The 19,735-nt window shown below is 42.6% G+C and carries 25 protein-coding genes, 5 tRNA genes and 2 pseudogenes; 23 read left to right on the top strand and 9 right to left on the bottom strand.

Going from position 1 to position 19,735, the window contains the following annotated elements; all coding sequences use genetic code 11:
• Window positions 1-8: 8 nt before the first annotated feature.
• Complete coding sequence (locus H6795_04860; GenBank protein ID MCB9817817.1) at window positions 9-2,840, bottom strand: hypothetical protein; 2,832 nt, start codon at window positions 2,838-2,840, stop codon at window positions 9-11.
• A 193-nt stretch (window positions 2,841-3,033) separates the two neighbouring features.
• Here H6795_04860 and H6795_04855 point away from each other — a divergent pair, with 193 nt between their 5' ends.
• From H6795_04855 to H6795_04825, 7 genes are all read left to right on the top strand, one after another.
• Window positions 3,034-3,408, top strand: coding sequence for a hypothetical protein (locus H6795_04855; GenBank protein MCB9817816.1), 375 nt, complete (start codon window positions 3,034-3,036; stop codon window positions 3,406-3,408).
• The gene (locus H6795_04850; GenBank protein ID MCB9817815.1) at window positions 3,408-3,917 is read left to right on the top strand and encodes a hypothetical protein; all 510 of its coding nucleotides are present in this window, start codon (window positions 3,408-3,410) and stop codon (window positions 3,915-3,917) included. The genes H6795_04855 and H6795_04850 overlap by 1 nt, the downstream gene beginning before the upstream one ends.
• A gap of 2 nt (window positions 3,918-3,919) precedes the next feature.
• Complete coding sequence (locus H6795_04845) at window positions 3,920-4,198, top strand: hypothetical protein (protein ID MCB9817814.1); 279 nt, start codon at window positions 3,920-3,922, stop codon at window positions 4,196-4,198.
• A 9-nt stretch (window positions 4,199-4,207) separates the two neighbouring features.
• The gene (locus H6795_04840; GenBank protein MCB9817813.1) at window positions 4,208-4,609 is read left to right on the top strand and encodes a hypothetical protein; all 402 of its coding nucleotides are present in this window, start codon (window positions 4,208-4,210) and stop codon (window positions 4,607-4,609) included.
• Window positions 4,610-4,622: 13 nt separating this feature from the next.
• Entirely contained in the window at window positions 4,623-5,021 is a 399-nt protein-coding gene (locus H6795_04835; protein MCB9817812.1) for a hypothetical protein, read from the top strand.
• A gap of 22 nt (window positions 5,022-5,043) precedes the next feature.
• Window positions 5,044-5,415, top strand: coding sequence for a hypothetical protein (locus tag H6795_04830; GenBank protein ID MCB9817811.1), 372 nt, complete (start codon window positions 5,044-5,046; stop codon window positions 5,413-5,415).
• A gap of 85 nt (window positions 5,416-5,500) precedes the next feature.
• Window positions 5,501-5,920, top strand: coding sequence for a hypothetical protein (locus H6795_04825; GenBank protein MCB9817810.1), 420 nt, complete (start codon window positions 5,501-5,503; stop codon window positions 5,918-5,920).
• Between the two features lie 108 nt (window positions 5,921-6,028).
• Here the strand turns inward: H6795_04825 and H6795_04820 are convergent, their stop codons facing one another.
• Window positions 6,029-6,499: an Hsp20/alpha crystallin family protein gene (locus H6795_04820; GenBank protein MCB9817809.1), complete on the bottom strand. Its 471-nt coding sequence runs from the start codon at window positions 6,497-6,499 to the stop codon at window positions 6,029-6,031.
• 128 nt (window positions 6,500-6,627) lie between these two features.
• Between H6795_04820 and H6795_04815 the strand changes: the two genes are divergently transcribed.
• From H6795_04815 to H6795_04785, 7 genes are all read left to right on the top strand, one after another.
• A complete protein-coding gene (locus H6795_04815) occupies window positions 6,628-7,296 on the top strand; it encodes a ComF family protein (protein MCB9817808.1) in 669 nt (222 codons plus the stop codon).
• A gap of 63 nt (window positions 7,297-7,359) precedes the next feature.
• Window positions 7,360-7,452, top strand: a tRNA-Ser gene (locus H6795_04810).
• Between the two features lie 410 nt (window positions 7,453-7,862).
• Complete coding sequence (locus H6795_04805; GenBank protein ID MCB9817807.1) at window positions 7,863-8,333, top strand: hypothetical protein; 471 nt, start codon at window positions 7,863-7,865, stop codon at window positions 8,331-8,333.
• Between the two features lie 71 nt (window positions 8,334-8,404).
• Window positions 8,405-9,334 carry a helix-turn-helix domain-containing protein gene (locus tag H6795_04800; protein ID MCB9817806.1) on the top strand — a complete coding sequence of 310 codons (930 nt, stop codon included), beginning with the start codon at window positions 8,405-8,407 and terminating at the stop codon, window positions 9,332-9,334.
• 54 nt (window positions 9,335-9,388) lie between these two features.
• Window positions 9,389-9,478, top strand: a tRNA-Ser gene (locus H6795_04795).
• Between the two features lie 225 nt (window positions 9,479-9,703).
• Complete coding sequence (locus H6795_04790) at window positions 9,704-10,555, top strand: aminoglycoside 6-adenylyltransferase (GenBank protein MCB9817805.1); 852 nt, start codon at window positions 9,704-9,706, stop codon at window positions 10,553-10,555.
• A 135-nt stretch (window positions 10,556-10,690) separates the two neighbouring features.
• Window positions 10,691-10,780: transfer RNA gene (locus tag H6795_04785), tRNA-Ser, on the top strand.
• 541 nt (window positions 10,781-11,321) lie between these two features.
• Here H6795_04785 and H6795_04780 read toward each other — a convergent pair.
• Both H6795_04780 and H6795_04775 read right to left on the bottom strand, forming a co-directional pair.
• Window positions 11,322-11,459 (bottom strand): annotated as a pseudogene (locus H6795_04780) (hypothetical protein).
• 399 nt (window positions 11,460-11,858) lie between these two features.
• Window positions 11,859-12,311: pseudogene (locus H6795_04775) on the bottom strand (recombinase family protein).
• Window positions 12,312-12,424: 113 nt separating this feature from the next.
• Between H6795_04775 and H6795_04770 the strand changes: the two are divergent.
• The gene (locus H6795_04770; protein MCB9817804.1) at window positions 12,425-12,643 is read left to right on the top strand and encodes a hypothetical protein; all 219 of its coding nucleotides are present in this window, start codon (window positions 12,425-12,427) and stop codon (window positions 12,641-12,643) included.
• A 105-nt stretch (window positions 12,644-12,748) separates the two neighbouring features.
• Here H6795_04770 and H6795_04765 read toward each other — a convergent pair whose 3' ends face one another.
• The gene (locus H6795_04765; protein ID MCB9817803.1) at window positions 12,749-13,831 is read right to left on the bottom strand and encodes a Fic family protein; all 1,083 of its coding nucleotides are present in this window, start codon (window positions 13,829-13,831) and stop codon (window positions 12,749-12,751) included.
• Window positions 13,832-14,190: 359 nt separating this feature from the next.
• Between H6795_04765 and H6795_04760 the strand changes: the two genes are divergently transcribed.
• From H6795_04760 to H6795_04750, 3 genes are all read left to right on the top strand, one after another.
• Window positions 14,191-14,778: a hypothetical protein gene (locus H6795_04760; protein ID MCB9817802.1), complete on the top strand. Its 588-nt coding sequence runs from the start codon at window positions 14,191-14,193 to the stop codon at window positions 14,776-14,778.
• Window positions 14,778-15,014, top strand: coding sequence for a hypothetical protein (locus H6795_04755; protein MCB9817801.1), 237 nt, complete (start codon window positions 14,778-14,780; stop codon window positions 15,012-15,014). The genes H6795_04760 and H6795_04755 overlap by 1 nt, the downstream gene beginning before the upstream one ends.
• Before the next feature lie 34 nt (window positions 15,015-15,048).
• Window positions 15,049-15,125 (top strand) — tRNA-Arg (locus tag H6795_04750).
• A 246-nt stretch (window positions 15,126-15,371) separates the two neighbouring features.
• On the opposite strand, the gene H6795_04745 is transcribed toward H6795_04750, so the two are convergent.
• Window positions 15,372-15,461 (bottom strand) — tRNA-Ser (locus tag H6795_04745).
• Between the two features lie 71 nt (window positions 15,462-15,532).
• On the opposite strand from H6795_04745, the gene H6795_04740 reads away from it, so the two are divergent.
• Genes H6795_04740 through H6795_04725 form a run of 4 tightly spaced genes read left to right on the top strand, consistent with a single transcriptional unit; the run spans window position 15,533 to window position 17,252 of the window.
• Entirely contained in the window at window positions 15,533-16,201 is a 669-nt protein-coding gene (locus tag H6795_04740; GenBank protein MCB9817800.1) for a PH domain-containing protein, read from the top strand.
• Window positions 16,202-16,203: 2 nt separating this feature from the next.
• Window positions 16,204-16,608, top strand: a complete 405-nt coding sequence (locus tag H6795_04735; GenBank protein MCB9817799.1) for an HIT family protein — start codon at window positions 16,204-16,206, stop codon at window positions 16,606-16,608.
• Window positions 16,608-16,790 (top strand): hypothetical protein, encoded by a 183-nt coding sequence (locus H6795_04730; protein MCB9817798.1) that lies wholly within the window; start codon window positions 16,608-16,610, stop codon window positions 16,788-16,790. The genes H6795_04735 and H6795_04730 overlap by 1 nt, the downstream gene beginning before the upstream one ends.
• 6 nt (window positions 16,791-16,796) lie before the next feature.
• A complete protein-coding gene (locus H6795_04725) occupies window positions 16,797-17,252 on the top strand; it encodes a 23S rRNA (pseudouridine(1915)-N(3))-methyltransferase RlmH (protein MCB9817797.1) in 456 nt (151 codons plus the stop codon).
• A gap of 2 nt (window positions 17,253-17,254) precedes the next feature.
• Here H6795_04725 and H6795_04720 read toward each other — a convergent pair whose 3' ends face one another.
• Both H6795_04720 and H6795_04715 read right to left on the bottom strand, forming a co-directional pair.
• Complete coding sequence (locus H6795_04720; GenBank protein MCB9817796.1) at window positions 17,255-17,512, bottom strand: hypothetical protein; 258 nt, start codon at window positions 17,510-17,512, stop codon at window positions 17,255-17,257.
• Window positions 17,509-18,096, bottom strand: a complete 588-nt coding sequence (locus H6795_04715) for a hypothetical protein (GenBank protein ID MCB9817795.1) — start codon at window positions 18,094-18,096, stop codon at window positions 17,509-17,511. Before H6795_04715 ends, H6795_04720 begins: the two co-directional genes overlap by 4 nt.
• 122 nt (window positions 18,097-18,218) lie before the next feature.
• Between H6795_04715 and H6795_04710 the strand changes: the two genes are divergently transcribed.
• Window positions 18,219-18,875 (top strand): hypothetical protein, encoded by a 657-nt coding sequence (locus tag H6795_04710; protein ID MCB9817794.1) that lies wholly within the window; start codon window positions 18,219-18,221, stop codon window positions 18,873-18,875.
• Between the two features lie 3 nt (window positions 18,876-18,878).
• Here the strand turns inward: H6795_04710 and H6795_04705 are convergent, their stop codons facing one another.
• Window positions 18,879-19,586 carry a UMP kinase gene (locus H6795_04705; protein ID MCB9817793.1) on the bottom strand — a complete coding sequence of 236 codons (708 nt, stop codon included), beginning with the start codon at window positions 19,584-19,586 and terminating at the stop codon, window positions 18,879-18,881.
• Between the last annotated feature and the right edge of the window lie 149 nt (window positions 19,587-19,735).

Raw genomic sequence — 19,735 nt, 5'->3', positions numbered from 1 at the left:
CATCTATCCTATACCGGGGGTCCATCGTCGTTCCTGGTTCTTTCGATGTTTTCTATTCTTTCAGCGGTTTCTTGCGATATATCTCTTCTATCTTCTTTGGACAAACCTTTGCCGCCTGACTCTCTTACATTATTGGCCAATTCTCTGATTGAAGTCTCGTCTAGGACTACCTTTGCTGGTGCTGCTGGTGGCGTTAGTCCTGTGTAGGCTGTTCCCGGTGTTGGCGGTGGCATTGGTGCTACATATCCGGGTCCTGCTGGTGCCGATTGGCCTGAACCACCGCCTCCGCCAGAACTAGGACCTGAGTTACCACCACCACCAGAACCACCGCCTCCGCCAGAACTAGGACCTGAGTTACCACCACCACCAGAACCACCGCCTCCGCCAGAAAGGCCAAGCTCTCGCTTTGCTGTAGCAGTTGCGCGACCAACTAGGTTCTGATTGATAGCTATACTCTCTTTTGATGCATCAGACATAAACTGAACGTTATGAATTTTATCTGGTTTTGGCTTTCCATCACTATCAAAGTCTTGACTAAAGTAAATGCTATCATGTGAAGCTATAATCTCGTCACCACTCATCTCCTGAATTATTTTTGCCTTGTCAACCTTTCTCGCTTCTCTGACAGCGTCTTTAGTTCCTGCCCTAGTCTTTAGGTCAGTTACGAACTCATCTTGGCTTAGGTTAGTAACACCTTGAGAACGTGCCGCATTATAGTACTTATTTAATAATTGCTTCTTTTCTTCAGTGTCATCAAAGATACTACCGTCTTCTATGGCCAGTGCAGTATCAGATGTTAGTACACTCCTATTTGTTGATTTGATAGCTGAGTATGTATCGCCTACACTTATCATCCTATTCCACTCTTCTTCTCCGTTTCTATCACGCAATCTTTCTAGCTGATCATAGCCCTTTTGCCTAACGAGTATATTGTGAGCAGCTTGTCTGTCATATATGCTTCTGCTTGATCCTGTTTTTTCAAGATAGTCTAAATATGTGTTGTGATCCATAGATCTTTCGGCCTGGCCATGCAGAAACTCAGCTTGCTGCAATCTTTCTTTTTCAAAGTTTACACCGCGGCTAGCTATTGCGCGTGCACCTGATTGGGTGGGTAGTAATTTTCCAGTACCCAATCTAATGGCAGAGTTTCCAATGAACTTTCGTGCTCCCTTTGCACCTGGCCTATATCTCGAGGCTGCTCTATCACCAACCCACTTACTTGACGCTTCGCCGCCTTTACGTGCGTATTTACTTCCAAAGCTTTGCATGCCACTGGTGATTTTTCCAAACACACCACCTGCTGTTTTAAACATACTTGGAATAAAATAGTAGGGGCCAAAATAAGCTATCAGCACCATTAGAATAACTATAGATGCCTGCCCATTCACAGCCAAAACATTCCATACTTGTGGTAGTGCAGCAGCTGTAACTGATTCTGTGCCGGTAGCTATTAAATATGCAGCTACCTTACCCACTGCGAGCAAGCCGATGACTAATGGGTACATAAGGAGTAGTTTAGAAAAGAGCTTCCACCAGCTATCAAACCATTTTTGCGTACCAGGCAGTATCCATGCCACAATTGCAAGGGGCATAATGAGTACGAGTGCTAATATAAATACTTTTCTTAGTACAAGTGTAATAAACGCGACAACCACCGCGCCTATTACAAGTATAATTGGTATGAGCAACCCGAACAATCCAGCCCCACCTATTGCTGCTATACCTGCGCCTACAATTATGCCACCCGCAACCCCAGCTTCTCCACCACCAATACCAGAAATATTGCTAAGTACAAAAGATATCGTTTCGTTTTGATTATAAGCGTCCATTAAATCAGGAAAAGGCGCCAAAATAAGAGCATTTACGCCATCACCAAGCGCATTCACAAACGCAATACCCATTGCTGCAAGATAATACGATGTGAAAATCAAAATGGTAGCGATAACTATTTTGGGTATTATTTTTTTAATAGTATAGGCACTAATAAAATCAAAATTAAATATTTGGGAGGCAATTGCAACAAGCGCCACGAGCACCAATACTGTTGTTGCCACAGTTCGAATACTTGCCCAAGCTTGGTAAACACCACCATCAGCAGCCAAGGGCAGTTCATTTATGTGCAACAAAGTATACAGTTGCTTTTCGAACCACATGGTAAAATCTCCAATTTTCTCGGCAGGTTCGCATATTAACCACCCAAAAGCACCTGCTACATCACCACAAGCACTTGCGTTAGCACTTGCTAGTCGTGGTGTATCAATTTTTTCATTTTTGTCATATACGCCTTTTATAACCGCACCACCGTTTGGGCAGTTATAATTGAGATCTTTTTTATTAGCGTTATTTGGTATATTACCGAATTTAGGGCAGCCGAGCGGTTCGTTACCCCAGTTAATATTTTGGGCTGCCTTTGTAACTGATTCATCTTCATTCTGTAGATCAATTGCACCTTGATGATAGTTTTCGTCCGCACAGTTGTTTCCTCCAGCTTCGTAGAGCACAGCTCTATTTACGAGAGGGTTAAAAATATTTGGATTGATAGCTTTATCTATCTGTATACGTGAAGAACAGTCTATAGTACCCTTGCCGTAAAGGTCGACCTTTTGCTTCCATCCATTATCATTACCAGCCTCTTTGCCAAAGATAACTATATTACCATCTCTGACGGCGAGAAAAACATTTTTGTCAGCATTGTAATAAAATAAGGTGTTGTCACGGTCTACATCTACATAATCACCTGCCGCAAATGCAACAGTAGAAAAATGAGTCATAGCAAAAGCAAAAATTACCAACAATGGTAAAAGTAGTTTAAGAGTCTTCTGGGTTTGTTTTAATAGCATAACTACTATATAAAATTTACCATTTTATTGCATTTTGAGCAAAAGTCTCTACAGGTAAAATGACACCATGCATTAATTGTAATAGATTTATAAAGCTAGTGAATTACAATGCGTAGCACTATATATAAAAGTAGACTGTGTATTACAAGCTAATTTTATGGTTTAATAAGTGGGTAAAGTATATTGATTAAAAATGAAAAAAACATTATTTATTTTAGCAATTGCAGCGGCAAGTTTATGCGGTACTACCATGCCTGCAACACAAGCTGCCTATGCGCAGGGCTTAAAACAGCCTTCACCAACTAATGGTCAAACTACTGCATCTGACATTAAAGATAACCCAATAATTAAATGGATAGAATTTTTTATTAATGTGCTTTCTGTAACAATATTAGCTGGTGGTTCTGTCATGATTGCGTGGGCAGGCATACAGTACATGACAGCAAGAGACAACGCACAAAACGTACAAGCGGCTAAAGAAAAAATATGGAACGTTGTATTTGGTTTAGTGGCCTACTTCTTTTTGTACGCCTTTATACAGTGGTTAATACCGGGGGGCGTGTTTTAATGCAGCTCGTTGCCAAAGTTCTCACAAGCCTAGCACTATTACTCGTACCAAGTATGGGTATTGCTGTGCTAGGTATAGTACCGTCTACGGTGCATGTTGTTGCGCAATCAGATAATCCAGAAAACCCCCGTCAAGCAGATGGAACAGAAGCAAACATACAGGCAGAAGGTAATAAATGCCGGCCAGGTAGCGGAGGTCTGCCTCTTCCAACCTGGTATCAGTACTTGCCGGGGCAAAAAGTAAATGGGCAATGTGAAATTAAAACAGATGGCCTAGGTGGAACAGTCATTATTCTAATACTTATGGGGATATTTGATATCCTTCTATATGTAGCAGGCGTTATTGCTGTAGTGATGATTATTTGGGGCGGTTTTAAATTACTTACGAGCGATGGTGAACCGCAAAAAATTGCCGCTGCCAGAACAACGCTGTTTAATGCCTTGGTAGGTATGGTAATTGCAGTTATCGCGTCGCAAATAGTTGGCTTTATTGCCGGAGGACTCGCCTAAATATGAATATTTTATACACATTTTCAGCAATAATTAGTTCTGATTATTTACCAAAAACAAACACAAATAGTTTTGGCACGATTTTAAATTACGTTCTCGCTATTTTTGGAGCAGTTGCCGTCATTATGGTTGTCTATTCTGGTATACAACTGATTATTTCGCAGGGTAATTCAGAAAAGGTTGCCCAAGCTCGCCGTGCGATTATATATGCCGTAGCGGGGTTGGTTGTAATATTTTTTGCCCAAGTCATTGTTCTGTTTATATTTAATAGGGTGACGTAGCACATACATATGAAAATGTTTTTGACATCTTTATTCGCCACAGCACTACTTTTTTTGACCATAAGTCCTTTAGCGATGGCTGCGAGCGCAACAGAAGATTTAACCGAAGTGTGCAAAAACAACCCAACCAGTTCACTATGTAAAGGCTACGATAAAGGTAGTGACGCCGACCCGGGCGATAACGCAATACTAATTCTTATTAAGAGAATAATTAATATATTATCTTTTGTAGCAGGTGCGCTTGCAGTTTTTATGGTTATATTTGGTGGTTTTAAGTACATTACCAGCGCTGGTGAACCGCAAAAGGCAGCAACTGGGCGGCAGACTATATTGTACTCACTTGTTGGGTTAGTGGTTGTTGTATTAGCAAATCGGTTGATATTATTTGCAATAGCAAAGTTATTAAACTAATAAAGGATATAAAATGAAAAAACTCTTTTTAGTAATCGTAGCAGTGTTTGGACTAAGTGCCGCTGCCCTGCCAGCATTGAGTTTACCCATATACGCTAGCCCAGTAACAGATGGCATCAATGCTACGTGTCCGGATGGTAACTGCCAGCAGTACGACAGCGAGGGCAATAAAATAGGTGTTAAGGCAAAAGCAAACAACCTCGTGCAAGACATCATCAACATCTTTTCATGGATCGTTGGTGTGGTATCGGTCATTATGGTCATATTTGGTGGTTTTCGGTATATCACTAGCGGGGGTGATGCTGGTAAAGTAACCAGTGCCAAAAATACCATTGTCTATGCACTAGTTGGTTTGGTAATCGCGGCACTCGCGCAAGTACTTGTGCTTTTTGTGCTTGGTAATGTAACCTAAAGATAAATAAAGGAGTAAAAAAATGAAAGCGTTTTTAATAGGCCTAGCAGCACTCGCAACATTTGCTTTCGTAGGCCCTGTACTTACAACTACTACGAGCTATGCACAGATAAAAAAAGGTGTCGAAGCTACATGTACCGGTGACCAATGTGCGGGCAGCGCACCAGCAAAAGTTAACACTCTGGTAGAAGACATCATCAACATCTTTTCATGGATCGTTGGTGTGGTATCGGTCATTATGGTCATATTTGGTGGTTTTCGGTATATCACTAGCGGGGGTGATGCTGGTAAAGTAACAAGCGCCAAAAATACCATTGTCTATGCACTGGTTGGTTTGGTAATCGCCGCACTCGCGCAAGTACTTGTGCTTTTTGTGCTTGGTAATGTAACCTAAATAGTGAACGAACGATTATATATTTACAAAAACATTAATATATGGTAAAAAAGTATCATAAGCTAACGTTAAATAAGGAATTTACATGAACAGACTAAAAACATTAATAATAGCGGCATTCACAGCTGTAGGTATGCTCGCTCCATTGACCGTTCCTGCTATAGCAATTGCTCAAAGTGATATTCAAAGTGGCCTGTGTGGTGGCGCAAACTTGCAAGCACCTAACACTGCTGGCGACTGTACAAATATCAATGACGAAGCATCAGAAGGTGTTAATGATACGGTAAACCTCATCATTAATATCTTTTCTTGGGTTGTTGGTGTTGTTTCTGTCATCATGATTATCTATGGCGGTTTCCGCTACATTACCAGCGGTGGTGATGCCGGTAGCGTTACTTCTGCAAAGAACACCATATTGTACGCAATAGTAGGTCTTATCATCGTGGCGCTTGCGCAGGTTATTGTGAAGTTTGTACTTGGCAACGTTGCCAACACAGCATCCTAGATAGCTGCACACCAAACGTTAAGTAATCCCCCTTTTACAAAAGGGGGATTTTTACATATAAAAAGACTTCTAGTTTTACCCAGAAGTCTTTTTTACTTTAGCAACTACTTATAAAACTTGAATTTTCTTAACCGTGTCTTGCTGTACCTTTGTAAAGCTAATGGTTAGAACGCCGTCTTTTAAAACAGCTTCAATTTCATCTTCTTTTACTGGCACAGGTAGTACTAAGCTACGAGAAAATTCGCCCCAGTAGCATTCTTGCAAGTGGTAGTTTTCTACGTCTTCTTCGCCACCCGCAGATAGTGTCCCGCGAATGCTTAAGGTGTTGTCTGCAATACTCACATCTAGATCGTTCTTGTTAACGCCAGCAGTTCGTGCCTTAACAACAAGTTTTTCTTTTGTTTCGTATACATCAACCGCCAATTGTCCTAAGATTGGTTCGTTTTCGTCCCATTCTTCTTCTTCTGCGACTGGTTGCGCTGGTGCGGCAGCTGGAGATACTAGATCTTCATCACCCAAAAACGCAGCCGTTAGCTCTTCTTCCATTAACAGATCATCGTCTGCCGTACGTCGTGCCATGTTACCCTCCACGATTATTTATTTGCAGCTTTTTAAGATTTGATTTTTTATCTTTACATGAGATTATAACTGACATACAGAGTAGATAGCAACTTTAATAGCTATATTCACAACATAATTATTACAACATGAACATTTTAGATACCGCCCTATCACTAGTCGCACCACATCAATGTGTTGTGTGTAATGCTGAGGGCGCAGTTTTGTGTAAGTCATGCGCAGCTACGTTACCTACCCTACCAAGTATTTGTTATGTATGTGGCAAAGCTACAAAACATAACAACCCATGCCAACAGCATAAAAGTTCATCTGCACCAATTGCCGTATACATTGCTACAGATTACCAAGGAGCTATTAAAAAGCTCATCAAGGCGTACAAATTCGACTATAAACGTTCGGCTGCAAAAGATATTGCCTATTTTTTGCAACTCAATATACCCTATCTAGACTCAGATTACGTGCTTACATATGTACCCGCAACAGGTAGCCACATCAGAGAGCGTGGTTTTAACCATATGCAAGCCGTTACAAAAGCACTTGCCAAAATGCAAAAGCGTAAAGTAATAGAAACATTAGTGCGCGTAACATCTGTTACGCAAAAGGGCGCAGACAGGCCCACCAGAAAAAAACAATTGGCGAATGCGTTCCGCCCGATAGCTGGGCACGTTGCAGGTAAAAAACTTCTTATAGTTGATGATGTAGTGACAACTGGGGCTACAATAGACGCTACAGTAAAATTATTATACAAAGCAGGAGCCCAAGAGGTTCGCGTGGCTGTCGTTGCGAGAACACCTTAGAAAATTCTTTTAAAAGGAGCTGCTAACTGCTATAATTTTAAGCTGTCAGCTACCACTAGTAGTGGAGGAGTACCCAAGTGGCTGAAGGGGACGGTTTGCTAAATCGTTAGATCGGGGCAACCTGGTGCGAGGGTTCGAATCCCTCCTCCTCCGCCAAATCAAAGCACCCCCTTTATGGGGGTGTCTTGATTTACTGTAGCAGGGATTTGAACCCGAGCTCGACAGCTTTAGCTGGCGATAGCGAGGGCTTCGGGCGCCAAGCAATCTCACGCAGAAACTCGTTTAGAGTAAGATTGCTGCGCACTGAAAGCATCCCTCCTCCTCCGCCAATATAAAATCCCTGCATTTGCGGGGTTTTTAAATTGCTGTGAAAAGTGCATTCGAAACCGACTACATAAGAATCTTAATATGTGTGGGGTTTTACATTATTGTGGTAAGAAAACATATATAATACTGATATGAAAGGGTCAAAAAACAAACATACGTGGCTCGCTATTAGTGGTGTAATTTTTTTGCTTATAGGGAGCATTATGTTACTTAATATCTGAAGCTCTATTAATAACTTTATGGTAAAACATAATACCCAAAAAACATTTACACGCGAATATAACGCCCTTGGAAAGCCACTCGCCCTACTAGGCTTTGAAAACATAGAATCAACTACTGTATGTAGTGAAGCAAGTAATTATTCTTGTGTCGTTACCAACAAGGCGTATATGCCATTTGATACCCAAGTAAAAAAAGACACTGCTGTAGATGTTGCAGACAAGCTTAGTTCACAGTTACAGTTTCAGGGTTGGACACAGCGCGAAGACCAAGAGCTACAAGTTAAGCAATGGTTTAAAGATGTGCTATCTGGAAAAGATTGGTATCCAGATGCCTATGCTTATAAGCAGGTTGCCAATACGTACTGTACATTAGATTTTTTTGTTGCATACGCTAACCCTTCAACGCCGGCCATACAAGCTGTCTATGAATGCAGCAATCCAGCTACTGCCCCTTTCGGAAAATTCCCACTAAAAATGCGACAAAAGTAAGCTAAAAGGTAGCAACACTCCGTATACTTTCGTTTAGGTATCAAACTAAACATCAAGAAAGGAGTGTCGCTATGACTAAGCGTACACTAACAATCTACGAAACAGCATGGAATATGTACCAAGCTGAATCTACCATCAACCAAATAGCTCAGGTAGTATCCCGCGATAGGGCTACTGTCTACCGTTGGCTAAGAAAGATCAAACAGATCGGCATCCGGTTGTTTCTGAAGCGCAAGACCACCGCCAAGCACCGTCGCCCCAAAGCTCAAATACCAGAAACCACCATCCAAAAGATAGTAGACATTAGAAATGAGTTTGGCTGGTGTGGCGCTAAGATACGTAAAGAACTCAAAGAAAACCATGGCATTAGCCTGGCTTTATCCACTATCTACCGTTATCTTCACAGACGTTTCACCAAGGCGGCTGTTGGCGTACGGCGCTACAAGAAACATAAAGCTCTCGTGGCAGCTTCTGCCCCAAGAGAAGTAATCGAACACGACACAGTAGACCTGGGTGGCGGTGTCTATGCATATACAGCCATAGACATATTCACGAAGGAACCAAGTGTAGTAATTGGTACTAACCTAGAGATGAACACCGGAGCCGGGGCTTTTGCCATCCACAACGCCTTCTACGGGCGTACAGTATTGCACCAGTCGGATAACGGCTCCGAGTTCCAAACAACCTTCCGAGAGGCTGTTGAGGCTGTCAGTGAGCATCGTTATAGCCGTCCGTACAAGAAGAACGAACAAAGCCATATTGAAAACTTCAACAAATCTCTCAGAAGCGAATGCTTCCCAAGGGGCGAATACCAACAAAAAGACATCGCAGAACTACAGGAACGAGCCAACAGATTTACCAAACACTACATTAACCGTAGATGGCATATGGGGTTACCTGACATGATGACCCCAGCTCAATTCAAGCAATATTATAAAGATAATCCGGAGACTGCTACACTGGAACTAGCGAAAGTTACGGAAAAGTCGCATTTGGGGTGAGATTTTACGCTTTTTAGTGTTTGTGTAGTTTTTTGCTATACTATCTTGTTGTACGGAGAGGTGTCCGAGTGGTTGAAGGAAACGGTCTTGAAAACCGTCGTGCCGGCAACGGTACCGAGGGTTCGAATCCCTCCTCCTCCGCCAATTTAAGATCCCCGTATTTGCGGGGTTTTTAAATTGCTGTAATAATTAGGTTAAAACCCGAGCAGAGTGTTTAGAATTCTGTCAAAGCTATCTGATTTGAACAAAACTTTAGTTAGATGTTGGAATAGAAAAGCCAGTCTAGCATCGTGCGTTCATGCCTCTTTCTCTTTCTTATTCTAAAAACAAAAATATCTATAATTGTAAGTTATAAATTATACTAGAATCATGTTTGAAACCAATGAACAAGATGTACTTTCAAAGTTAGAACGCTGGGGCACTCAAAACGATAATGTAAGAGCAATGATATTGACTAGCTCTCGAGTCAGTAAAAGCTCAAAACCAGATAAGCTATCAGATTATGACGTAGAATTAATCGTAAAAGATTTACATTTATTTAACAGCGATGACTGGTTAGACTATTTTGGACAAACATTAGTAAAGTGGCCACTCATGCCAAGAAATGCTGGCTTTGCTCCGGGTAGTCTTACCAGGCTGGTTGTTTTTAAAGACTTTCCTAGGGTTGACTTTCAAATTATTGATAATCAGCACTTTGATAGCACAGACTATAATAACGGATACAAGATAATTATAGATAAAGATAATATAGAATCCAAAATAGTACACCCTACTTTAAAAAAATACATAGTTACCAAACCAACTGAGAGGGAATTTTATGAAACTGTAGATGGCTTTTATTGGGATTTACCCTATATAGCAAAAAGCTTGCGTCGTGGAGAAACGGCCTTTGCTAGGTATATGCTATTAAGCGCTATACGATATGAATCATTCGAGAGAATGCTTTCATGGTATGTGGGTCTTAGTAACAACTGGAGCATTAACTATGGCGTTCACGGCAGAAATTTAGAAAAGCTTATGGATATTGATTTTGCAAATGAGATAAATAGTATTAGCGCAACTAGTGAAAAAAAAGAAATATGGCAAGCAACACTTAGTATGGTTGATATATTCGATAGGATGTCACAAGAAGTTGGTACTCAGCTTGGCTATACAAAAGAACCCGTAAACAAAAAAGCGGTAATTGTTTTATGTGAAGACATGCTTAATCTAAATCTCTAACTAAAACGCAACCTTCTATTGAGCTACTAACCTTGAGCTTACTATGCCTTACTCTAATGCCCACAACTATCGTCAGTAAATACACATATTATGCTTTAGCAACAACATCACATTTGGTATACTTACTACCTGTATGGAGAGATGTCCGAGTGGTTGAAGGAACATGTCTTGAAAACATGCGTGCCGGCAACGGTACCGTGGGTTCGAATCCCACTCTCTCCGCCACAAGCAAACTTTTTTGGAAATTGCCGTCCGCATGGGCGGCTTTTTCTTTGGCTGCGCGGAGCGCCAGCCAGATGTTTTCAGGGGGGAAGTGGGAGCTGGGGCGCGGCTGGAGCCGCGCTTTTTTGGTTGTTAAAAACAGGTTCAATCCGTCAATTTCGCTAAAAGCCTGTTTCATTGCCGCTGGCTCGGCACATTTTGCGATTTCACAGAGAGAAATCGCCGTTTTGAGCCACTGTCGCATAGGTTCAACCCAACTATTGGCGGCAAGCGTCAGCTTGCTGGTTTGTTCTTCCAGCGACTTCTTTTGGCTCATCAACTCGGCTTGCTTGGCACGGTACGCATGTTGGTCAATATCTTGGTCTAGGTAGCTGTCGAGTAGTCGCTGGAGCTTGCTCTGCAAGCTCTGTATCTTGTTTTGTGTGTCAGTGATAAACACCGCAGAACTTTGTTCTGCTTTCTTCTCGTCTTCTGCGAGCATTGTTTCTAGCTCTACCGCCCACGACTTCGGCAGGGCGTAGTCCTGCAAGATGTCGGCAAGCTGTGCGACAAGGTCGGGTTCGGTTATGGTCGGCTCTTTGCAAGCAATCGTTTTATGTTTCCTTGAACAACGGTAGTAAATATACTCATGTACATTGCCGTTTTTCTGGTATTTTATCTTTTTCTCGGCAGTAATCGCCATATTGCACCCGCCGCAAGTCAACAAGCCGCACAAGGCTTGGGGCGCGTTCGCGCCCTTGCGCTTGTGTCCGCGTCGTTCTAGCGTCGCCTGTACATAGTCAAACAGCTTCTTGCTAATAATCGGCGTATGTTTGCCCTCATGTACCTCGCCAGCATACTTAAAATGTCCGTAGTAGATAGGATTGGTCAGTATTTTCTTCACCATATCTTTTGTGAGGTGCTTGCCGCTCCTCGTTTTCACACCCTTATCTGCCAGAAATTTGGCAATATCTTGCAGGCGGCTACCGCCGAGAGCATACAACTCAAAGGCTTGCGCGATGATTGGGGCGCGGCGTTTGTCAGTAATAATCGTATGTATGCGCACGTCGTTGATATACCCAACAGGCGCAAGCCCCGGAAACTCGCCCCGCCGTACTTTCTGGCGCAAACCACGCTTCGTATTCTCCGCGAGGTTGTCGATGTAGTATTTGCTCTGACCAAACGCAATAGACAGCATAAACTTACCCTGACTGGTATTTTCAAACCAAAATGTCGGAAACTTGAGCGATTGCAGGTGCGTTTGGTCGAGCAGATAGACAATCTGTCCGCCGTCTATACTATTTCTTGCCAATCGGTCAGGGTGCCACGAGATAACTCCACTGGCTTCACCAGCTTCAATTCGAGTAAGCATTGCGCCAAACTTGAGGCGTCCCGGCACTTTGGCGGACTTCTTTTCGATAACAGTGTCTACTACTGTTAGTTGGTTATCTTTGGCGTACTTTTTCAACTCCGCTATCTGTGCCTCGATAGACAAAACTTGTTTGTCCTCGACATCGGTACTCTTGCGAGCATAAATGAAATATTTTTCAGCCATCGCTACCCCCTAGAACTTAAATAGCCGCCTCGCTGGACACAAGCTAGGAAATCCCAGATTGTACGAGACGGCTATTAAAGCCTACAAAAAACGGAATTTCCGAAAATTAACTTGTGTCCACTCTTATTTTACCAGAAATCCGCCTATGGCGGACAACCAAAAAAGCGCGGCTCCAGCCGCGCCCCAGCTCCCACTTCCCCCCTGAAAACATCTGGCTGGCGCTCCGCGCAGCCAAAGAAAAAGCCGCCCATGCGGACGGCAATTTCCAAAAAAGTTTGCTTGTGGCGCAGTTTTACAACCGAGCTAGAACCCATTTTGGCGCAAATGCCTGACGCACTGGCCGAAAACCCCAAAAAACTCCTCGCCTGATTTTCTGAAAGATTTCCCCCGCCGAATTTTGGAAATTGAGAGGAGTTTTTGGGGTTTTATCATCGCCGTTAAGCGGCGATATCTTCGTCCCGTTCTTTCCCATGACGTATTCGTGAGTACGAACGGTGCTGTACGAGTTGCTGCTCGGCAGGTGTCAACAATCCATTAACGGAACGCTTTCCAAACTCTTTAATGATTGTTTGCTTACGCCCTCTCTGGAATTCATCATCTTGGTCGGTTATCTCAAAATCTCCTTGGCGGATTCTACGAAGCTGTGTCTTTTCTTTCAGCTGCATTGCTTTAAGAAACCGGTGAACATAATCGGCGCGGGCTTCACGATGTAACTTCATCAATTCATCCGCATTTGTCATGCCCGCCTCTGGATCGTTAACAAGTTTGGCAATAAACTCTTCACCATTTAGCGTAGAAGTTCCATCTTCATGCTGTAACGAACTTCCTTTAATCTGCTCTCCGGCTAACTCACCGTATTTTTCGATAAACTTTCTAATAATCGCGTCTTTATATCTACTGTTGGCAATAGCACCACCGAGCGCATCTTCTGCCTCGCCAACAAATGTATCTTCCCATTCAATCGATTTCGGTTGCTTGCCCTCAAACACCGACTGACCGCTCGTCACTAGAGGCACTGGTGCGACTTGCCAGTTACGGCCACCGCCAGTTTCGGCAAGTATGTCGTGCAACTCCTGCTTATCACCGTTACCACGAGCAATCATGTACGAGAGTGTTCGACTAGTGCGACCGTTGCCATCCATAAATGGGTGTGCATACAGTAAGCCACCAGCAACCGTAAGTGCAGCATAATCCAGTGCATCTTCATCGGGAATTTCGGCATCACTCAAAAACTCTTTTGCTACTGTCCATGTATCGCGCAAAAGTTGCTCTTTTTCCCGCTGGTCGGGCACTTCATGCGTCATTAACCCGACCGTTTCGCCATCAAAATGCTGGTTTTCTACCTTACCAGTTCGTACAAGTCCCGCAGTTTGTTGGACAAGATCAAGGAACTCGTTTTCATCTAGGTGCTCAAAGTAATCACGACGCTGTGTAGAGTCTTTGAGTTGCTCTTGGGAGTTGAAAAACTCTGTAATATCTTCTGCGCGGTTGTCTTTATGGGAAACTATCTCGTTCGACATGGTTTAGCTTTCGATTTTCTTGTATTTTTATTTTATAGTTAGACTGCTTAAGATACTAGCACATTATTGCTCTTATGTCAATGACCGGTTGTCATAGTAGAGCGTCTAAAACCCCAAAAACTCCTCTCAATTTCCAAAATTCGGCGGGGGAAATCTTTCAGAAAATCAGGCGAGGAGTTTTTTGGGGTTTTCGGCCAGTGCGTCAGGCATTTGCGCCAAAATGGGTTCTAGCTCGGTTGTAAAACTGCGCCATAAAATGAGCCCCAGCTTGTCTGGGGTATATTTTATGGCAAAGTGAAGTATGCTCGAACGCCAAAATGTATTCAATTATAGCCATTAGCGTGTAAAATAAGCATTAGATGAACCCTAATGACCCGTCGCAACAACAACCCCCTGCTCAGCAATGGAACTACACATCTGGCAATTTAGTAGAAGATGGTGACCAATCATCCCCAGAATCTTTCCAGCAGTATGACGCTGCTCAAAATGGTTCAATTGTAGCCTGGAGTGCGTCTGAATTTGTACAACACGATAAAAGCGCTAAATGGTACTTTACTTTAGTTGGTGGCGCTCTTGTACTGGCTGCAGTAGTGTTTGTGTTTACACGGCAACTATTATCGGTAGCTGTTGTCTTTGTTATGGCAGCCTTGTTTGGTGTGTACGGAGCCGCTAAGCCAAGAACTTTACAGTACGAAATTACACCAAGTGGCATACAAATTGGCAACAAATTATATTCGTTTAATGCAATAAAGAGTTTTTCTGTTATTAACGAAGAAGGCATACCGTATATACAGCTTTTATTACAAAAGAAATTAAGTGTGCCCCTTACGGTATATGTTTCCCCAGATCAGATTGATCTGGTTGTAGATGCGCTCGGTAAATTTGTACCATACGACCAAAAAAGACGTGATTTTGCTGACAAACTAAGTAGTAGACTGCGCTTTTGATGAGCAGCACCGCCAAAGGGTTACTGTGGATTTTTTCTGGGCCTACGTTACTTGTAGCCATGGCCATGTTACAAGTAATTATTAGATTATTCTTTAGTGCAGAAGATAATGTTATAGCTTCACTTATAAACATTGTAAGTTGGTTGGCAGGCACAGTAGCAGTATTGTTATTTATTGTTGGACCAGTTGTGGGTATTATTATCCTTGCTAAAAAGCAAAATAACCCTGGTAAGTAGCCGTTTAATCTGGTATAGTAACCATTGCTTATAAGCACCCGTAGCTCAGCTGGATAGAGCGTCTGTTTGCGGTACAGGAGGTCGTGCGTTCGAATCGCGCCGGGTGTACCATGTAAAAACCCCTAGTTTGTCTAGGGCTTTTTATATTGCTTCACTTATCTGTTGGTAAAGGGGGATTCGGCCACAATCCTACTGCCAATCAATTGGCAATCGGTTTCGGCCCCGCCTCAACTCTGGCACATTCGTGCGTAGGGTTTCCGGCCTTGCAAACTGCCACTGGCAGTTTTCACCCTATCGGGTTCGAATGCACTTTTCACAGCAATTTGAAAACCCCGCATAAAAGCGGGGCTCACAAATTGGCGGAGAGGGAGGGATTCGAACCCTCGGAACCATTGCTGGCTCACTTGTTTTCGAGACAAGCCAATTCAACCACTCTTGCACCTCTCCTCGGCTGTTTATTATCATCTGTCATGATAATTATTTCAAGCACCAACGCCCCAAAGTGATAAACTGTACATATGAATCAAATATATTGCAGTAACTGTGGCAATTTGGTGCCGGCGAGTGCCAATTATTGCACCCAGTGTGGTGCAGCAACTCATGGCCACGCTTCAGCAGTTTTTAGAGCTCAAGAACCACCCGTAGAGCATCCGCAGCTCGTGCGTCAGCTCCCTAAACAGGCGTTGCGTGAACATGTTGCATATATACCCAAGCAGAACTTACAGGGTGATGGTATATTCTTCTTCTTTGTAAGCTATTTTGGTAAAACTTTTCTAATGTTTATGTTGTTGCTGGTAGGCGCCGCACTACAGCCGTACCCTTTTGTATTTGGTCTTATGGGCTACTTTTTAATACTCTTACTTACGTCTTTATTTGTGTATAATAATTTTTCCTACGAAATTAACGAAGATGGTTTAAAGATAGAATCTGGTGTGATTCATAAACGACAAGTATCTTTGCCGTACGAGCAAATACAAAACGTCAATATAGAACGTACTGTGTTAGACCGTATATTTGGTTTTGCACGTATTAGTATAGAAACTGCCGGTAGCGCAACAGGAGCACCAATTGATACAGGGGTGCTTAAATCAAAATCAGAAGCCTACATACCCGGTCTTCACATAGACCAAGCCAAAAAAGTGCACGATTTATTAATAGATGGCGCAGACGGCAGCGTAGAGGATTAACAATGCAAGACAGTATTTTTACAAAAATTATTAAAGGCGAAATACCCTGCCATAAAGTGTATGAAGATACCAAAACCATAGCTTTTTTAGATATCTATCCTATCCAGCCAGGCCACGTACTCGTAGTACCCAAAATACAAGTAGACCATTTTGATGATTTAAGCCCAGAAGATTACGCCGCGTTATTTAATACCGTACAAAAGGTTGCGAAACAAGTAAAATCGGCACTTTCTGCCACCCGTGCTTGTTTGCGTGTTGAAGGGTTTGATGTACCGCATGCTCATGTCCATGTTATTCCTTGTAATGTAGCCAATGATTTTTATAATGCAAATAGAATGCAACAAGAGCCTGATCATGCTCGTCTTGCTGCAATGGCTCAAAAATTGTATATCAAAGGGGGTGAATAATGGCGTCTTGGGTAGCTGCACTTTTATTTGCCATAGGCGGTAGCGCATGGCTATATAATGTCGTGATGAAGCAAACAGGTAGCAACACAAGAGCTTCTATTGTAGTAACGATACTTGGGTTTGTGTTTATGTTTGTAATATTTTGGTCTGTTTTTGACTTTGTAGCTGGCATGGCAAACTAGATGAAAATTACCATCATCACTATTGGTAAAAAGCATGATACAGCCATAAAAACACTTATAGAAACGTACCAACAGCGCATACAAGCTGCTATGACACTAGAATGGCGTTATGTTTCACCCAGCTCACTTGCAGCCCAAGCTGCCCGCAAGCAAGAATCACAAAAACTGTTACAGATTGTTAAACCGAGTGATATGGTGTGGCTACTGGACGAGCGCGGTGAGCAAATCAGCTCACCTGCCCTTGCAGCCAAGCTAAATGTTATGCAACTACACGCCGTGCGTAACATAGCCATCATTATTGGCGGTGCATATGGTGTTGATGACACCGTGCGCTCACGAGCGAGCTGGGTGTGGTCTTTGTCTTCGTTAGTATTCCCACACCAATTAGTACGTTTATTGCTGGTAGAGCAGCTCTACAGGGCCACACAGATAAACAAAGGCACTGGGTACCATCACGCCTAATACTAGGTTGTGTCTTTGCCCATAATAGATGCAATATCGTGAGCGACCGTTATATATAGTTCGTATTTTCTTCTTGCGTCTAACATTTCTTTGGTGAACCATGCGCCAGCAATGTCAGAATCCCAACTATCATCTCTGAATTTCGCATATTCTCTATCTGCCATGGCTAAGTATTTTGCTACTAAATTATCTACACGGTATTCTGCCCACGCAAGCCTTTTTTCATAACCTTCAGAAGGCACCTCATAAGTTTCGCTCATAGCACCTCCTGTTCAATGGTTCGTAATAGTGGGATGATAAACGGATCTTTCCAGCCGTCTAGTCTGTACGGCGATCGTGCATCTTGGTTGTAGGTTCGGTCAAATACAACGTGCTTCCATTCTGCTCTATGGGCATCTTTAATTTCTGGTCGGTCTTCGATAATTGCTAGCCCGCTACAACTTGCCTTATCTTTGGTAATGATGGCTGTGTCTATAACCCAATGCCCAAATTGTGGAACGAAGTGCTCTTCTAGCCATGCAAGTTTATCTTGCTCGCAGGTTGGGTTTTTTCTGAGTGGTGCGCTGCATATTTGTGGTGTGTAGCCAGCGTCTAGTAGTAATTCCCAGCCTTGATGGGTTCCCTCAATAACACCTAACTGCGTAAAAAAACCAGGCTTTGATATAATTTCACGCACAATTGGTTTGTGTTCTGGCGCCATGTCGTCATCTATATAAAAGCTATTTCTTGGGTGTGGTATTGGCACGTGTGGGTACAAATCTTCGAGATCCTGAAGAACCTTTCCATCAAAATCTGCCATGACACCATCCATGTCTACTAGAACAATACTTTCGGGTGTGCGCATATTTTTAATCTCCTTGATTACAGTGTAATTCTATTACAAGGATAAGAACGAATATAGAAAAATAGTATTGACTCAAATAAAGTTGACAATAATACCATTAATAAACTGTTATTATTATATCAATGCATTATATTCAATTATATATACTTGACAAACTATCACAAGCTAAGACACTTCGTAATAAAGATATGCGCCCACCACGTGTAGAGAGTAATTTATATCAGTATCACTTAAAACAGCTTTTGTTTTTTGGGTATGTTGCAAAAGTAGATGGTTTTTATACACTTGCTAATAAAGGGCTTGCCTATGCCGCAAGACACAGTACAACATTAAAAAAAGAGCGTTCCCAGCCGCAGGTACTTACGATATTGTTTGTAATAAATCAGAATGGGCAGGTACTTATTAGAATTAAACACCGACAGCCGTTTATAGGTATGGGCGGCTTGGTCATCGGTAAAATGCATCGAGACGAAACAGTATTTGCCGCTGCTAAAAGAGAGTTTTTCGAACGGGTGTGTGAGACGGCTGAGTCTATAGAATTTGATTATTTTGGAACCGCACATGTTGTCGTGAGGCAGCATGGCTGTGTCATTTCTGACTACATCGGACTACTTATACGAGTTGCTGTACCAAACGACATCCTCCTGAAATCCAAAGGTGCTTTTTACGATATAAACGCGATAGATAGATGTCGTTTATCGCCTGGTGTTGATGAGCTGCTTGATGCGTATGCTCGGCAGACCACATTTGTAGAAATTGAAACAGAATTTACAACTTAGTGGTTAGCTAACTAAAGTGCCACGGCTCGTGTCGCCCCCTAGCAGCGCTAACACATCTTGTGGGTTAGGTTGGCAAATGCCTATTGTGATTGCCTTGTCGGCAGCAAACGCCATGGCGGCTTTGTCCATTACTGCTATATGTTTATTTGCGAGCACATCACTATAAGCAATACGTTCATATCGCACGGCATCAGAATGGTGCTCTGGGTCTTTGTCGTACACACCATCTACCTTAGTGGTTTTTATAACAATCGGACAATGCAGCTCAAATGCTTGTGCGACCACGCCAGTATCTGTCGTAAAACCTGGCTTGCCCAAGCCACCCGCAATCAAAACAACTCCCCCATTACTTAACAAAACTTCAGCATTCTGGTAGCTAAAGCGTTCACATACAGACTCAACAGGTATATTACTGTAGAGTCGTATATTGTTTAGGCCTTGTTGCTTGAGTGTCTCTGCTAAAAATAACCCATTTTGTACAGTCGCCAGCATTCCCATTTGATCTGCAATAACTTGATTAGTAAAGCCATTGGCGTGTAGCTTACTACCGCGCACAACATTACCCCCACCCATAACACACGCAACCTTATGGCCAGCCTCTTGTAACGCGACGACTACACTGGCTACACGGGTTGCGTAGTTAAGGTCAAACGTGTATTCATCTGACCCTAATTGTTCACCCGAAATTTTTAACATAACTCTTTGCTGCACTATTTCCTCCTCGCTATTAAATAGACACTTTCGTTTGATTGCATACGTACATATACTAAACCAGTAACAACCTTAATAATACACAACCAAAAACACATATATTTAACACGACCGTGTTAAATATATGTGTTTTATGCAAAAGAAGCATT

Source organism: Candidatus Nomurabacteria bacterium, assembly GCA_020631975.1.
Taxonomy (GTDB): domain Bacteria; phylum Patescibacteriota; class Saccharimonadia; order Saccharimonadales; family CAIOMD01; genus JACKGO01.
This window is presented reverse-complemented; position numbering and strand designations above follow the sequence as displayed.